17 protein-coding genes and 1 riboswitch are annotated in these 16,040 nt (G+C 32.3%); of the genes, 14 read left to right on the top strand and 3 right to left on the bottom strand.

Annotation, left to right across the window (positions count from 1 at the left end):
• Window positions 1–78 precede the first annotated feature (78 nt).
• The gene (locus LQ682_RS04940; protein ID WP_064205259.1) at window positions 79–984 is read right to left on the bottom strand and encodes a CvfB family protein; all 906 of its coding nucleotides are present in this window, start codon (window positions 982–984) and stop codon (window positions 79–81) included.
• 143 nt (window positions 985–1,127) lie between these two features.
• Between LQ682_RS04940 and LQ682_RS04935 the strand changes: the two genes are divergently transcribed.
• The 9 genes from LQ682_RS04935 to lysA all read left to right on the top strand — a co-directional run bounded on the left by LQ682_RS04935 (window position 1,128) and on the right by lysA (window position 11,692).
• Entirely contained in the window at window positions 1,128–2,729 is a 1,602-nt protein-coding gene (locus tag LQ682_RS04935) for an ABC-F family ATP-binding cassette domain-containing protein (RefSeq protein ID WP_103269470.1), read from the top strand.
• A 430-nt stretch (window positions 2,730–3,159) separates the two neighbouring features.
• Window positions 3,160–3,336: riboswitch (Lysine riboswitch) on the top strand.
• A gap of 89 nt (window positions 3,337–3,425) precedes the next feature.
• Window positions 3,426–4,628, top strand: coding sequence for an aspartate kinase (locus LQ682_RS04930; protein ID WP_239723958.1), 1,203 nt, complete (start codon window positions 3,426–3,428; stop codon window positions 4,626–4,628).
• A 20-nt stretch (window positions 4,629–4,648) separates the two neighbouring features.
• A complete protein-coding gene (locus LQ682_RS04925) occupies window positions 4,649–5,632 on the top strand; it encodes an aspartate-semialdehyde dehydrogenase (RefSeq protein WP_016999774.1) in 984 nt (327 codons plus the stop codon).
• A 21-nt stretch (window positions 5,633–5,653) separates the two neighbouring features.
• Window positions 5,654–6,544: a 4-hydroxy-tetrahydrodipicolinate synthase gene (gene dapA, locus LQ682_RS04920; RefSeq protein ID WP_103269469.1), complete on the top strand. Its 891-nt coding sequence runs from the start codon at window positions 5,654–5,656 to the stop codon at window positions 6,542–6,544.
• Window positions 6,541–7,278 carry a 4-hydroxy-tetrahydrodipicolinate reductase gene (dapB, locus tag LQ682_RS04915; protein WP_016999776.1) on the top strand — a complete coding sequence of 246 codons (738 nt, stop codon included), beginning with the start codon at window positions 6,541–6,543 and terminating at the stop codon, window positions 7,276–7,278. Before dapA ends, dapB begins: the two co-directional genes overlap by 4 nt.
• 1 nt (window position 7,279) lies before the next feature.
• The gene (gene dapD, locus LQ682_RS04910; RefSeq protein ID WP_064205142.1) at window positions 7,280–7,999 is read left to right on the top strand and encodes a 2,3,4,5-tetrahydropyridine-2,6-dicarboxylate N-acetyltransferase; all 720 of its coding nucleotides are present in this window, start codon (window positions 7,280–7,282) and stop codon (window positions 7,997–7,999) included.
• A 209-nt stretch (window positions 8,000–8,208) separates the two neighbouring features.
• Window positions 8,209–9,357, top strand: a complete 1,149-nt coding sequence (locus LQ682_RS04905; protein ID WP_103269468.1) for a M20 metallopeptidase family protein — start codon at window positions 8,209–8,211, stop codon at window positions 9,355–9,357.
• Window positions 9,357–10,430, top strand: a complete 1,074-nt coding sequence (locus LQ682_RS04900; protein WP_239723956.1) for an alanine racemase — start codon at window positions 9,357–9,359, stop codon at window positions 10,428–10,430. Before LQ682_RS04905 ends, LQ682_RS04900 begins: the two co-directional genes overlap by 1 nt.
• Complete coding sequence (gene lysA / locus LQ682_RS04895) at window positions 10,427–11,692, top strand: diaminopimelate decarboxylase (RefSeq protein ID WP_016999780.1); 1,266 nt, start codon at window positions 10,427–10,429, stop codon at window positions 11,690–11,692. The genes LQ682_RS04900 and lysA overlap by 4 nt, the downstream gene beginning before the upstream one ends.
• Window positions 11,693–11,882: 190 nt before the next feature.
• On the opposite strand, the gene cspA is transcribed toward lysA, so the two are convergent.
• Complete coding sequence (gene cspA / locus LQ682_RS04890; protein WP_016912585.1) at window positions 11,883–12,083, bottom strand: cold shock protein CspA; 201 nt, start codon at window positions 12,081–12,083, stop codon at window positions 11,883–11,885.
• A 166-nt stretch (window positions 12,084–12,249) separates the two neighbouring features.
• Window positions 12,250–12,552 (bottom strand): DUF1033 family protein, encoded by a 303-nt coding sequence (locus LQ682_RS04885; protein ID WP_064205146.1) that lies wholly within the window; start codon window positions 12,550–12,552, stop codon window positions 12,250–12,252.
• Between the two features lie 146 nt (window positions 12,553–12,698).
• Between LQ682_RS04885 and LQ682_RS04880 the strand changes: the two genes are divergently transcribed.
• From LQ682_RS04880 to LQ682_RS04860, 5 genes are all read left to right on the top strand, one after another.
• Entirely contained in the window at window positions 12,699–12,968 is a 270-nt protein-coding gene (locus LQ682_RS04880; RefSeq protein WP_016999782.1) for an acylphosphatase, read from the top strand.
• A gap of 15 nt (window positions 12,969–12,983) precedes the next feature.
• Window positions 12,984–13,703: a 5-bromo-4-chloroindolyl phosphate hydrolysis family protein gene (locus tag LQ682_RS04875; protein WP_103269466.1), complete on the top strand. Its 720-nt coding sequence runs from the start codon at window positions 12,984–12,986 to the stop codon at window positions 13,701–13,703.
• Entirely contained in the window at window positions 13,690–14,892 is a 1,203-nt protein-coding gene (locus LQ682_RS04870; RefSeq protein WP_064205147.1) for a toxic anion resistance protein, read from the top strand. The genes LQ682_RS04875 and LQ682_RS04870 overlap by 14 nt, the downstream gene beginning before the upstream one ends.
• An 85-nt stretch (window positions 14,893–14,977) precedes the next feature.
• The gene (locus LQ682_RS04865; RefSeq protein ID WP_239723954.1) at window positions 14,978–15,709 is read left to right on the top strand and encodes a helix-turn-helix domain-containing protein; all 732 of its coding nucleotides are present in this window, start codon (window positions 14,978–14,980) and stop codon (window positions 15,707–15,709) included.
• A 113-nt stretch (window positions 15,710–15,822) separates the two neighbouring features.
• A partial coding sequence (locus LQ682_RS04860) for an IS3 family transposase (protein ID WP_239723951.1) occupies window positions 15,823–16,040 on the top strand: 218 nt, incomplete at its 3' end.

Here is a 16,040-nt window from a genome sequence, read left to right as displayed (position 1 = left end):
AAAATAAAAGCCGTGTCCCAACTTTTGCGTTAGGTCACAGCTTGTATATGCTCAACTCATTTATAACAATATAAGAATTTATGCTTCGTCTTGTTTAACTTGAGCCCAGCCTTTTGTAGTAATCGCAATTTTACCTGTTTCAATAACGATAAGTTTTTGTTTATACAATCTACCTATTGCGCGTTTGAAACTTGCTTTACTCATATTAAATACTTCTTTGATTGCTTCTGGGTCAGATTTATCCCAGAAAGGTAGTTCTCCATCATATTCAACTAGTAAATCAAAAATAATTTGTCCGTCTTCATCAAGACGTTCATGTGCTAATGGTAAGAATGAACCATTTAACTCGCCATTTTCTTTAACGCCAATAATTCTAACGTCCATTTCTTCGCCTAACCTAGGTTCATGTCTACGTTCAGATTCATGTACGAATATTTTGTATCCATCTTCTGACAGTAAAAATGTTCCTACTCTTAACAGGCGGTATGGTCTAGCTGTAACATGTTGATGTAAAACTGTTTCTTCCGCAGCTTTATACATAGTATCAACAATTGTTTCAGTCGCTAATCTTGCGAACATTTGACTATTGCTATCTATTCTTAGCGTACAAAAAATCATGTCGCCATTTTGTGGCCAAAGTTCTTTAACTTTTGGAAGGTCTTCCCAAGGGATTAATACTTCTCTAGGTAGACCAACATCAACTGCTGCGCCATCTCTATCTACTCTTAAAACTTTTACCCAATCGTAACGGTCTTTTGTAATTGTTGGCATATTTTGTGTGGCAAATAATTCGCCAGAACGGCTTGGATATACAAAGAAACTATAATCTTCGCCTATTTCTAAATCGTCTTCATTATCTACTTCAGATGCATTCATTTTAATATGTTCGCTGTTAGGTCCAAGTAAATGGTACGTTGAACCTTCCAATCTATCCACTTTTAAAAAGTCTATTCGACCTACAAGTGTATCTTTTTCTTGTGCCATATCATTCTCCATTCTTATCTTATTAGTTTCTACATTATAACATGCATTTTGTTTCATGTAACGACAGTTCATTCTCTTGTCCTTTTTTGTTAGATATATGGTATAATTCATCGATAGAAGTATTAATGAAAAGGAGTCATTTAATGTTACAAGTCACTAATGTAAGTTTGCGATTTGGTGATCGTAAACTATTCGAAGATGTAAATATTAAGTTCACACCAGGCAACTGTTACGGACTTATTGGGGCTAATGGCGCTGGAAAATCAACATTTTTAAAAGTATTATCTGGAGAATTAGACTCACAATCAGGTAACGTTTCATTAGGTAAAGATGAACGTTTAGCTGTATTAAAGCAAGATCACTTTTCTCATGAAGATGAAAAAGTAATTGACGTGGTATTAAAAGGTCACGAAAAATTATGGAAAGTTATGAAAGAAAAAAACGACATTTACATGAAGCCAGACTTCTCTGATGAAGATGGTATGCGTGCTGCTGAACTTGAAGGCGAATTTGCTGAGATGAACGGTTGGAACGCTGAAGCGGATGCTTCTGTATTACTTTCAGGTTTAGGTATTAAAGACGACCTACATGATAAACAAATGTCTGAATTAGAAAATAACCAAAAAGTTAAAGTATTATTAGCTCAAAGTTTATTTGGTGAGCCAGATGTTCTATTACTGGACGAGCCTACAAACGGTTTAGATATTCAAGCAATCGCTTGGTTAGAAGAATTCTTAATAAACTTTGAAAATACAGTAATCGTTGTGTCTCATGATAGACACTTCTTAAACAACGTATGTACACACATCGCTGATTTAGATTACGGAAAAATTAAATTATTTGTTGGTAACTATGATTTCTGGTATCAATCAAGTCAACTAGCTGCACAAATGGCTCAAGATCAAAACAAGAAAAAAGAAGAACGCATTAAAGAATTACAAGACTTTATTGCTCGATTTAGTGCGAACGCATCTAAATCTAAACAAGCAACAAGTCGTAAGAAGATGTTAGATAAAATCGAGTTAGATGATATTCAACCTTCTTCAAGACGTTACCCATTTGTTAACTTTAATATTGGTCGTGAAATCGGTAACGACTTATTACAAGTTCAAGGTGTTTCAAAAACAATTGATGGTAATAAAGTTTTAAATAATGTTTCATTCACTATGAATCCTAATGATAAAGCTGTATTAATAGGAGAAAGTGAAATCGCTAAAACTACCCTACTTCGTATTTTAGCTGGTGAAATTGAACCAGATGAAGGTACAGTTAAATGGGGAGTTACAACTTCTCGTTCTTATTTACCTAAAGATAACTCAGAATTCTTCGATGGTGTAAATATGAACTTAGTTGATTGGTTAAGACAATATGCACCACCAGAAGAACAAACTGAAACATTCTTAAGAGGTTTCTTAGGACGTATGCTATTCAGTGGTGAAGAAGTTAAGAAAAAAGCAGACGTACTTTCAGGTGGAGAAAAAGTAAGATGTATGTTGAGTAAGATGATGTTATCAAATTCTAACGTACTATTATTAGACGAACCTACTAACCACTTAGACTTAGAAAGTATCACAGCTGTGAACGATGGTCTGAAGAACTTCAAAGGTTCATTAATCTTTACTTCATACGACTTTGAATTTATAAACACTATTGCTAATAGAGTTATTGATATTAAAGAAGATGGCGTAATTTCTAAAGAAATTAGCTATGAAGAATACCTAAGAGATCAAGGTGTATATAGCTAATTTATGCTGAACTTATATGAGCAGGCTGAGACATTTATATGTCCCAGCCTGTTTTTATTATATAAGCGAGAGTAGTTAATTGTTTATAATGAACAAGAAGAGGACGTGTCCCCTAACGAGCAAGAAATTTCAAACAAGCTCGTTAGCGCGATGTTCCCTACGATTTTGTAAAGTGCTGAAGCCTGAGGGAATATTATGAGTGAGAGACTACAGGCTCGAACCATACCCTAGTCAAGCATGCACGAACAAAATCGTAGATTATTTATTTTGAGTTATAATTTATCTCCCAACCCATTCTTTGTTTCTGCATTAATTTACCCATTTTATTCATTTTAAATTTGTTGAATTGTTGTGACTTTTTGAAATAATCTGTTTTCTCTCTTTACATAAATATTCTTTCTATGTATAATGAATGCATATCAATTGAATATGTTTTTGATGAGGCGCATCAATCATTAGTAACTCCCCTATAGGACTGCAATCTTCAAGGAGTGAAAGGGTGCGATGCCGAAACATAATATTTTTGCAGAACTATTATGTTGGACGTATAGGTTAACAGCTTATTGTCTGTCATTATCTTAATGATAAATGGAGTGCATCACTTGTATATATAAATTAAAACAAGTTCGGATGCCGAACTTGTTTTTTTATTTATATTACGGCGTTGACCTCCCGATTTTAATTGGAGGAATAATCTTGACACAAAGTGTATTGAAATTTGGCGGAACATCCGTAAGTGATTTTAACAAAATTAAAAATATAGCCTATATGTTAAAATCTCGCGTTGATAATGGCGAACAACTAGTAGTTGTTGTAAGTGCTATGGGCAAAACGACTGATACTTTAATGCAAAATATTGATACGTTAACATCGCAACCTAAAGATGAACATTTAGCAATGTTGCTAACTACAGGTGAACAACAAACAATATCTTACCTTTCAATGGTGTTGAATGATATAGGTGTTCAAACGAAGGCGATGACGGGGTATCAAGCTGGTATTAAAACAATTGGTCATCATTTAAAGAGTAAAATAGCTGAAATTGATGCTCCTAGGTTTGAAGAAGCTTTTAAAACAAACGATATTCTAGTAGTAGCTGGCTTCCAAGGTGTTAATGATGAAATGGAAATCACTACTTTAGGACGCGGTGGTTCAGATACAAGCGCTGTAGCAATAGCATCAAGTATAAATTCCACTTGTGAAATATACACTGATGTTGATGGTGTTTATGGAACAGATCCTAGAATTTATAAAGATGGAAAATTACTTTCTGAAGTTTCTTATGAAGAAATGATGGAAATGAGTGCTTTAGGAGCTGGTGTATTAGAATCAAGGAGTGTTGAAATAGCTAGAAATTACAACATACCTCTTTATTTAGGTAGAACATTATCAAACGTGAAAGGAACATGGATTATGCCACAAACAGAAATTTTAGAGAAAAAAGCAGTCACTGGAGTCGCGTTAGATACGCATATGATTCATGTAACATTAACGTATCCAATGCAAAACTTTAAATTACTGCAAAAAATGTTTGATTCTTTAGAACACGAGTCAATGAATGTAGATATGATTTCACAAATTGAAAATCAGAGAGGTCTACAATTGTCATTTACAATAAAAGATTCTGAAGTACAACAAATTGAAAGAATTATAGAAGATTTAATGCTAGATTACCCTCACCTTCGCTACATAATGAAAGAAAATTATGCAAAGCTATCCGTAATTGGAACTGGCATGAGAGACATGTCTGGTATTGCTTCTAAAGCATTCAGAACTTTAATTAGTAATGACATACCTTTTTATCAAACAACAACATCAGAAATTAGTATTTCTTATGTCGTTGATCGAGATTTAGGTGAAGAAGCAGTACGTATTTTGTGTGAAACATTTAATATATAATGAATGATGGAGTGAACAAAATGACAAAATTAGCAGTTGTAGGTGCAACAGGTTTAGTAGGAGAAAAAGTATTAGAAGTATTAGACAGAAAGAATATCCAATTTGATGAATTAGTATTATTTTCATCACCACGTTCAGCAGGTAAAGAAGTAGAATTCCAAGGTAAAACATACACTGTTGAAGCTTTAACAGACGATAAAACAGATGGACAATTTGATTATGTCATCATGAGTGCTGGTGGCAGCACGAGTGAACATTTCGCTCCACTTTTTGAAGAGAATGGCGCAATTGTTATAGATAATTCTAGTCACTGGAGAATGCACGAAGGTATCGATTTAATCGTTCCTGAAGTAAACGAACCAAAATTAAATCGAAAAATTATTGCAAATCCAAACTGTTCTACAATTCAATCTGTAGTTCCTTTGAAACCTTTACAAGATAAGTTCGGCCTTAAGCGTGTAGCTTATACTACTTATCAAGCTGTATCAGGTTCAGGTTTAGCTGGTAAAGAAGACTTATTAAAAGGAGAACAAGGTGAAGAACCAACTAACTACCCTCACCCAATCTATAATAACGTCTTACCACATATCGATTCATTTTTAGAAGATGGTTATACAAAAGAAGAACAAAAAATGATCGACGAAACACGTAAAATCTTAAACGATAACACTTTAAATGTTACAGCAACTTGTGTTCGTGTTCCTGTACAAGACAGCCACAGCGTTCATATGAACGTAACATTAGATAAAGAAGCTACAGTTGAAGATATTAAAAAATTATTCGATGAAGATGACAGAGTTGTACTCGTTGATAATGTAGAAAATAATGAATATCCATTAGCAATTCATTCTACGGGTAAAGATGAAGTATTCGTAGGAAGAATTAGAAAGGATGAATCATTAGATAACACATTCCATATTTGGTGTACTTCTGATAATTTATTAAAAGGCGCAAGTTTAAATGCAGTACAAGTTTTAGAACAAGTTATGAATTTAAATAAATAAAAAAATTGAGGAGTGTTAAGTATGTCACATATATTTACAGGTGTAGGTGTTGCGTTAACGACACCATTCACAGATGAGAATGTAGACTACGAAGCATTTGAAAACCATATAGAATTTTTAATTGAAAACGGTGTACAAAGTATCGTGATTAACGGTACTACTGCAGAAAATCCAACTTTAACAAACGATGAAAAAAATCAATTATTAGAAATAGGTATAAAAAAAGTAAATGGTCGTGTTCCAGTTATAGCAGGTACAGGTACTAACAACACACAAGCTTCTATTGAAGCATCATTGAAAGCAAAAGAATTAGGTGCAGATGCAATTATGCTTATCACACCATATTATAATAAAACAAGCCAACGTGGTTTAATCGCCCACTTTACTAAAATTGCAAACACAGTTGAATTACCAGTAGTTCTATATAATGTACCTTCTAGAACAAATATGACAATTGACGTAGAAACAATGATTAAATTAAGTGAAAATCCGTATATTGTAGCATTAAAAGATGCTACTGGAGATTTAGAATATGCACAAACATTAAAAGAGAAATTACCTTCTGATTTTGCTTTATACAGTGGTAATGACGATAATATGTATGACTATTACAAGCTTGGTGGAGAAGGATTAATTTCAGTTGTGGCAAATGCAATACCACAAGAAACTCAAAAATTATTCGACCTTGTTCAAAAAGATGATACGAAAACTGCTGAAAACTTAAGAGATCAAATTCTAAGTTTACTTAATGATTTAGGTGTAGATGTTAACCCTATTCCTATTAAGTTATTAACAAGTGAACTAGGTTTTGGTCAGTATGAAGTAAGGTTACCTTTAGTAACATTAAATGAACAAGAACAACAAACATTAAGCAAAGCATTTGCTAACTTTAAAGATGGTGTAAAACAATGAAAATTTTATTAATTGGTTATGGCGCAATGAACGAACGTGTAGCAAGACTAGCAGAAGAAAATAATAATGAAATTGTAGGCGTGGTTGTTAAAGATCCTTCTAAACAATATCCCTACCCTGCCTTTGATACAATTTCATCGGCACCTGAAGCGGATGTAGCAATCGATTTTTCTAACCCAGAATTATTAATTCCGCTATTAGAAGAAGACTTTAAACTACCATTAGTTATTGCGACTACAGGTGAAAAAGAAATAATCATTGAAAAGTTAAAAGAAAAATCTAAAGATATGCCGGTATTCTTCAGTGCAAACATGAGTTATGGCGTGCATATTCTAAAAGAAATTATTCAATATGCTGTACCATTACTTGAAGACTTTGATATTGAGATGTTGGAAAAACATCATAATAAAAAAGTAGATGCACCAAGTGGTACGTTAGTACAACTATATGATGCTATTAAAGAAAAGCGTGAAGAAACTGTTCCGGTTTACAATAGACATGAAACTAACACGAAGCGTGAACCTTCTGAAATTGGAATTAGTTCTCAACGTGGTGGTACAATAGTTGGAGAGCACCAAGTATTGTTTGCAGGACATGATGAAACGATTGAAATTACGCATCGTGCACAGTCTAAGGATATATTTGCCAACGGTGCTCTAAGTGTGGCAAATATATTAGTAAATAAAGAAAACGGATATTACACATACAATAATTTAAATGAGGAGAGAATTTAACATGGTTAAAGATTTTACTGCAGAAGAGATTATACAATATATTAGTGAGGCTGAGAAGGTAACACCTTTAAAAGTCTACGTTAATGGTCAATTTGAAAATGTTGAGTTCCCTGAGTCATTTAAAGTTTTTGGTTCAGAAACATCTAAAACAATTTTCTGTGATGCTAAAGATTGGAAAGCATTTAATGAAAAATATGCAGATCAATTTACAGATGTCGAAATAGAAATGGATCGTCGCAATTCAGCGATACCATTAAAAGATTTAACAAATACAAACGCTCGTATTGAGCCTGGTGCTTTCATTAGAGAACATGCAGTTATTGAAGATGGCGCTGTTGTAATGATGGGCGCTACAATTAACATTGGCGCTGTAGTTGGCGAAGGTACAATGGTTGATATGAACGCTTCACTTGGAGGTCGTGCTACTACAGGTAAAAATGTGCACGTTGGCGCAGGTGCAGTATTAGCGGGCGTTATTGAGCCACCTAGTGCTTCTCCAGTAGTTGTTGAAGACGATGTACTAATCGGAGCTAATGCAGTAATACTTGAAGGTGTTCGCATTGGTAAAGGTGCTATCGTTGCTGCTGGTGCAATTGTAACGAAAGATGTTCCAGAAGGAGCAGTTGTTGCTGGTACCCCTGCTAAAGTTATTAAACAATCAGCAGATGTACAAGATGGTAAAAAAGAAATCGTATCTGCTTTACGTAACTTAAACCAATAACTCATCATATAAAAGATTAGGCTGAGACATAAATAAATGCCTCAGCCTAAATTATTAGATTGGCAATATATATCTAGTTTGAAATAGATTATATTAAAATTTTCAATGCTATTTATATTTGCTTGGGTGGGACAATGAAATCTTATTAAAAAAATTGGAATGATGTCCCACTCTCTTTCTATACATACTATAAAGGGACTGATTTTTAAATGTCTGAATTAAATTTTGTTAAAGAAACAAGAAGATATTTGCATCAACATCCAGAATTAAGCATGCAAGAATTTGAAACAACAACATATATTGAAAATTTTCTTAAATCATTGGAAATACCATATGAACGCCCTATTACTACAGGGATTATTGGTTATTTAGAAGGCAATTCAAATAGGACAATTGCTTATAGAGCAGATATTGATGCCTTACCTATTCATGAAGAAAATGAAGTACCTTATAAAAGTAAAAATGACAATGTGATGCATGCTTGTGGACACGATGGTCATACGACAGCGCTAATGTTATTTACAAAAAGGTGTAAAGCATTATACGACAAAGGCGAATTACCACATAACGTTGTATTCATTTTTCAACCTTCAGAAGAAACGGAAGCGGGCGCAAATCAACTTATAAAATCTAAAGTATTTGATCAATTTCAAATAGAAGAAATTTATGGCGTACATATCATGCCTTTTGAAGATTTAGGTACAGTAGCATTTAAAAATGATGAAATAACTGCAAGTGCTACAGAGTATCGTTTCTATTTAAATGGCTTATCTAGTCATGTAGCGAGTAAAGAAGAAGGAAAAGCTGCATCAGAAGCATTAATGCATGTATTAAGCCAAGTGAGTCAAATTCAACAATTTCATTTAAATGGTCTTAATAGAAACATTGTACACATAGGTCAATTTAATGTTGGAGAAGCAATTAACACGGTCCCACAAAATGGCTATTTAGAAGGTACAATTCGAACTTATGATGTACAAGATTTAGAAACCGTGAAACAACAAATGATAAAAATTGCTCAAAGTGTTGAATTGTTATTTGATGTTGAATGTCGTGTTGATTTTGCTGAGGGATACCCACCTACTACAAATGATTCGACACTATACGAAAATGTAAAGTCAGCATTAAATACAACTGGTGTCGAATTACATGAACTAGAAAAACCATATTTATTCGGCGAAGATTTTAGTTTCTATGGACAATTGGCGCCAAGTTATTTTGTATTTTTCGGAACTAAAAATATTGAAAAAGACTTTGTGTATGGTCTACATACAAACAAATTAAATTTTGATGAAGAAGTGCTTATTTTAATAGCTGATTATTATATGGCATTGTTAAATCAAGGAAGGGATAAATAATGGTTGCACGTATCACAATATATGAACAAGACTTTATAAATAACGCTAAACAGTTTACAGATGGACAAGAAGTTATGGCTGTTGTGAAAAATGATGCTTATCATTTTGGTTTAGAATTTGCAGTGCAATCATTTATCGCTGCTGCTATACAGACATTTAGTACGACATCTTTACATGAAGCTGTGAGAATTAGAAATTTAAACAGTGATGTAAATATCTTTTTAATGAATCCATCTACAGAGTTTGAAACTTTAAAACAATATAATATCGCAATGACTTTACCCTCTTTAGAATTTTATTATGAATTTAAAGACGATTTAAGTGGTATTAAGTTACATTTAGAATTAGAAAACTTGCTACACCGTTCAGGATTGAAAAATGCTCAAGAAATGCAAGAAGTATTAAAATTCAATACTAACCTACCCCATGATGAACAAGCTAAAATAGAAGGAATATGGACGCATTTCGGATACGCAGATGAATTTGGTGGAGATGAGTATGAAATAGAACGAGCAGCTTGGTTAAGTTGTTTAGACGAAATCTTAAGTTTAGGTTATACGTTTAAATTTATTCATGCTCAGAATAGTGCGAGTTTTGTAAGAGAAGATGGCTTGCTTGATCAACATACACATGCGCGATTAGGTATTATTCTATATGGTTCAAGACCTTATAGTAGTCTCGCTACTTCAACTACTCATCAAAATTTTACTGTTACTGCGAATGTGATTCAAGTACGCCCTATTAAACAAGGCGAAACTTGTGGTTATAGTTTCCAATATACAGCAGATAAAGATTGTAACCTTGCAGTAGTTGATATCGGTTATGGAGACGGTATACTTAAAACACGTGCTAAACATGATGCGCTAATCAATGGTAAAAGGTATCCTATACGTGGATTAATGATGAGTCATATGTTTGTAGAAGTGGATGAATCAGTAAAACGTGGAGATATGGTAACAATGTATAGCAATGACATAAGAATAGACGAATTTACATTTAAAGGTGTAGGTGCTAATTCAGAACAAATTAGTGCACTAAACCATCATTCATTAATAAAGGAGATTAAATCATGACTGTTAAATATAATGATCAAGGCGTATTAACGATGGGGAATATCTCATTAAAGACAATTGCAGCTAGTTATGGTACCCCTACTATTGTTTATGATGAAGAACAAATCAGATCACAGTGTAGAAGATTTCATGAAGCATTTAGTAACAGTGGTCTAAAATATAATATTTCATACGCATCTAAAGCCTTTAGTAGCATTCAATTATTTAAACTAATGGCAGAGGAAAATATGGGCTTAGACGTAGTATCTGAAGGAGAACTATTTACAGCTTTAGCGAGTGATTTTGATCCGAGTAAAATACACTTTCACGGTAACAACAAGACGAATGATGAAATAGAATATGCAATTGAAAGTGGCGTTGAGTATTTCGTTATTGATTCATTAGATGAAATTACACGTATTAACCGAATTGCATCTAAACCAATCAAAGCAGTTTTAAGAGTTAATCCAGGTGTTGAAGCACATACACATGAATTTATACAAACAGGACAAGAAGATAGTAAGTTTGGATTATCGATAAAACATGGTACTGCTTTAGAAGGTGTACGAGCACTACAAGCATCAGACAAAATAGACTTTAAAGGTATCCACTTCCATATTGGGTCACAAATTTTTGAAGCGGATGGTACGATTAATACGATACAAATTGTATTTGAATGGTTAAAAGAAAATAATATCGATATTGAAATTCTCAATTTGGGTGGCGGTTTCAGTATTAAATATACAAACGAAGATAAGAGCTATCCAATTGAAGAAAGTATTAAGCGCATTACTGATGCTATTAAAGAAAATAGTGAAAAATATAGCATGGATATACCTGAGATATCTATAGAGCCAGGACGCTCTATCGTAGGAGAAGCGGGTGTAACTTTATATAGAGTTGGCACTATTAAAGAAATACCTAATGTTAATACTTACGTTTCAATTGATGGTGGTATGAGTGATCATATTAGAACAGCTTTATATAATGCGAAATATGAGGCACTATTAGTAGATAGACAAGAAGATGATTTACAAGAAGTAACAATAGCAGGTAAATTATGTGAATCAGGTGATTTAATCGGTAAAGATATGAAATTACCTAAATCAACAAAAATTGGTGATTATATAGCTGTATTATCGACAGGAGCGTATCACTACTCTATGAGTTCTAACTATAACCAAATGCCAAAACCGGCAGTGTTATTTGTCAGAGATGGAAAAGCAAGAGAAGTTATTAAGAGGCAAACATTAAAACAACTCATTTTGAACGATGTGAAATAAATAATTATTTATTTTTTTGAATAAAAAAGCGCTACCCAATCAGATAGAAATCTGCGGGTAGCGCTTTTAAATAATTAAAGATATCGTTATATAAACTTAAACTTTATTATTATTTAATAGTATTATAGTTTTGCAGAAAGAAACCCTAACATTGTTAGGGTTTCTTTCTAGTCTTTCAAATTCATATATTTTATAGTTTTACAACGTTTGCAGCTTGTGGGCCGCGGTCGCCTTCAACTACTTCGAATTCTACTGCTTGACCTTCTTCTAAAGATTTGTAACCTTCTTGGTTAATTGCTGAGAAATGTACGAATACGTCATTTTCTCCTTCGATTTCGATAAAACCAAATCCTTTTTCTGCATTAAACCATTTTACTGTACCTTGTTTCATAATTGAGAAACCTCCAAGACTAAAATTCAATATGCGATATTCGCATATTACAAAAAACACCAAATATATAATGTCATTTGCAATATGGAATAACGATATTGCTATTACTTATTATACGTCACTAAATATTCAAATGCAATACCAATTCAGATATTTTCAGAATTTATTAATTTGGTAAAGGTGTATAAATAGAATTGTCATTTAATATAAGAATACTATAAAAAATTTGTAAATCTTCTTCACAATCTTCACAAAAAGCAATATCGCAATTATTATAAAAAGCATGAATATTATATTTACCAACTATCTCATTTGCATATTTTTCTTGGTACGATTTCAGTAAGTCATTATAAGTTATTAGCATCTCATCAAAATCATTGCAAATGATTTCATGAATAATATGATCTGTCCAATCATCGAATAGCCACCAGCCCTCATAATCTGCCCGCATAGTAACAACTTTCCACATTTATAACGCCCCTATTCAGAATATTACCTTAAAACAAATTTAAATCTATTTGAAGATGAAATCAAGAAAAGCGCTTAGTATTTATGTTTCTAATTATTAGTTTTTTTGTAAGAAACCCTTTATAATGGATATATGAGGTGATTAATATGAACGGAAAACACATTAAAGTTTATGGACGCGTACAAGGCGTTGGTTTTAGATTTTTCACAGCACAACTGGCTAAGAAATATAATATAGTTGGCTCAGTTGAAAATGTTAACGATTATGTTGAAGTTTATGCTAGCGGGAAAACAGATGACTTAGAAAGTTTTACTAAAGGAGTAATTGAAGGCGTTGCACCTGCTTCTCAAGTAGATGATTACAACATAGAAGATGTAACATTAGATGAAAATACAAAGCATTTCAAAACGTTATAATTTAGGAAGATGAAAATGAAATATAATTTATCGTATATATTAGGTGCACTATTAGCTGTACCAATATCGTCTGTTGTTTTTTTATTTAGTGTATTTCAATTGGATTTACATTTCATGTTAGATACTGGTATGTTTATCGGATCATATATATTGAGTTTTATTCCTATTCAATGGTATAGCTCTAGACGTTTTTTAAAGGAAATGGGATTAACTCGTAGAGAATATCATTTCATTAGAAAACAATTAAATGATGCGAGCCCAAAACTTAAACGGTTATATAAAAATTATATGCGTGTACGTTCATATAATGAATTTAAAAATTTAAATGAAGTTGCTAAATTAACAAGAACAATTTACAACACTGTTAAACAATCTCCAGAAAAGTTTTATACAGTCGAAAGCTTTTTCTATTCGCATTTAGATAATACAGTTAATTTAATTGATAACTACACTCTATTACAACGCATGCCGAATAAAACTAAAGAAGAAAAAGCTAAATTGAAACAAACTAAACTTACGATTGATGAGAATAAAAGGACTTTAGTTGCTGATTTAAAGCAGTTGAATGTATCGAATTATAATCAATTGGATATTGAGATGGAATTAGCTGACATGGCTAAAAACAGAAAAGATTTTACTAAAGAAATACCTGAAACAACTAAAGAAAAAGTAAATTTGAAGACTAATCAAGAAAAATACGAATATGAAACGGAGCGTAATTATGACAGAAACTAATAAAAATTTATTTGATGACTTAATTGATGATCCGTTTAAGGATTCATCGAATGAAATTGCACCACAGGAAGCTCAAGAAAATGAGCAATCTGGTCAATCAGATGTAACTTCAACTTATGAAAAGAATTTCTCAGATGAAGATCAACAAAAAATAAACGAAATAGCTAAACAGATTAAACCATTAGATAATGATGGTCTGTTACTGTATGGTCAACAAGCTCAAAACAAATTATCACAGTTTTCTCATCAAATGCTCAACCAAGTTCAATCTAAAGATGTCGGGCCAATCGGTTCTTCACTTAGAAACTTGATGAACAAATTAAAAGAAGTAAATCCTGATGAATTACAAAAACAAAATCAATCGCGTTTAAAACGTATTTTTAAGCGTGCTGAGCGCTCAGTTAATGAAATGTTTAGCAAATACCAATCAGTTGGTGCGCAAGTCGACCGCATATCTGTAGAGCTGCAAAAATCACAAAATATGCTGATGAAAGATGTTGGTCTATTAGATCAATTGTATGAAGAAAATAAAGCGTATTTTGATGCTTTAAATATTTATATCGCAGCAGCTGAACAAAAGCGTGATGAACTTAAACAAAATGATTTAGTGGAGCTTGAGAAAAAAGTTAAAGCATCTAATAACCAAATGGATGTACAAGATTTGGCTGATTTACAACAATATATAAACAGATTAGAAAAGCGAATCTATGATTTACAATTATCTCGCCAAATTACTTTACAATCAGCACCACAAATTAGAATGATACAAAATATTAACCAAACATTGGCTGAAAAGATTCAAAGCTCGATTTTAACGAGTATTCCATTATGGAAGAACCAAATGGCTATCGCGTTAACTTTATTGAGGCAACAAGGTGCTTCAGAAGCACAGAAGAAAGTTACAGATACGACAAATGAACTGTTGCTTAAAAACTCAGAAATGTTGAAACAAAATGCGATAAGAACAGCAGAAGAAAATGAACGTGGTATTGTTGATATTGAGACACTTAAGACGACACAAACAAATATCGTGGATACAATTCAAGAAACATTAAGAATACAAGAAGACGGTACACGTAAACGTCAACAAGCTGAACAAGAACTACAATCTTTAGAACAAGATTTAAAAACTAAACTATTACAACTTAAAGATGAACAACAACAACTTAGAAATACATTTAAATCATAAATAAAAAGCACTATCCCCTATTTTAATGATATGCTCCCTGTTAAGTAAACACTTAAATAGTGAAAACTTAGCAGGGAGTTTTATTATGACTAGAAATATTAAAATAGATATCAATACTTTATTAGAAGCTTTTGATTTATATGAACAAGGCTATAGCTTCTTAAACGTTATAAAAATGTTGTCATTGAATACAAATCGTAGATTATTAAGTGAAAAATACCAGAGGTATAAATTATATGGAGTTAATGGATTGTTACCTAAAACAAAAAATAACTCGTATCCGTCATCTTTTAAATTACAAATTATTAATGAGTATTTTGAAAAGGGAATATCACCTGTACAGTTGGCTATTAAATACAATATCCCATCAGATCGCACTGTTCGAAACTGGATAAAACGTTATACTATGGGTAAAGAGAACAAAACATATTCTCCAAAACCCGAGGTGTATACGATGAAAGCAAGAAAAACAAATTTAGAAGAACGCATTGAAATAGTTAAAGATTACATAGAAAGTAATAGTGATTATAAAACAATCGCTGATAAATATTCAGTGACTTATGGTCAAGTTTATAATTGGGTGAAAAAATATAAAAATCATGGTAATGCTGGTTTAGAAGATGGACGAGGCAAAGGGAAACCTCAATCTATAATGACAGAAGATGAAATGAAAGATGCAGAAATTAAAGCATTAAAAGAACGAAATAAATATTTAGAAATGGAGAATGAGGTTTTAAAAAAGCGGAGAGAATTCGAAAGAGAGATGATGAATCAAAAAGTAAACAAATCGCGTCATACAAAACGATTAAAGCGCTAAAAAATAAATATCCAATTAAATGGTTATGTAGTGTTTTAGGAATAAATAGATCAAGTTATTATAAATGGACAAATAGAAAACCCTCTAAGAGAGAGATTGAAAATAATACATTAATGGAAGATATCAACGATATCTATCACCAATATCAAGGTATTTATGGTTATAGACGTATTTATATCTATATCCGTCTTAAATTAAATAAACGTGTAAATCATAAGCGTGTTTATAGATTAATGAAACAATTAAAATTAAAAGCAATTATACGTCGTAAAACCAAACGTTATAAGCCTTTTACTCCTGAAGTTACTGCACAAAACATTTTAAATAGATC

Origin of the sequence: Mammaliicoccus sp. A-M4 (assembly GCF_022386955.1) — a bacterium.
Taxonomy (GTDB): domain Bacteria; phylum Bacillota; class Bacilli; order Staphylococcales; family Staphylococcaceae; genus Mammaliicoccus; species Mammaliicoccus lentus.
This window is presented reverse-complemented; position numbering and strand designations above follow the sequence as displayed.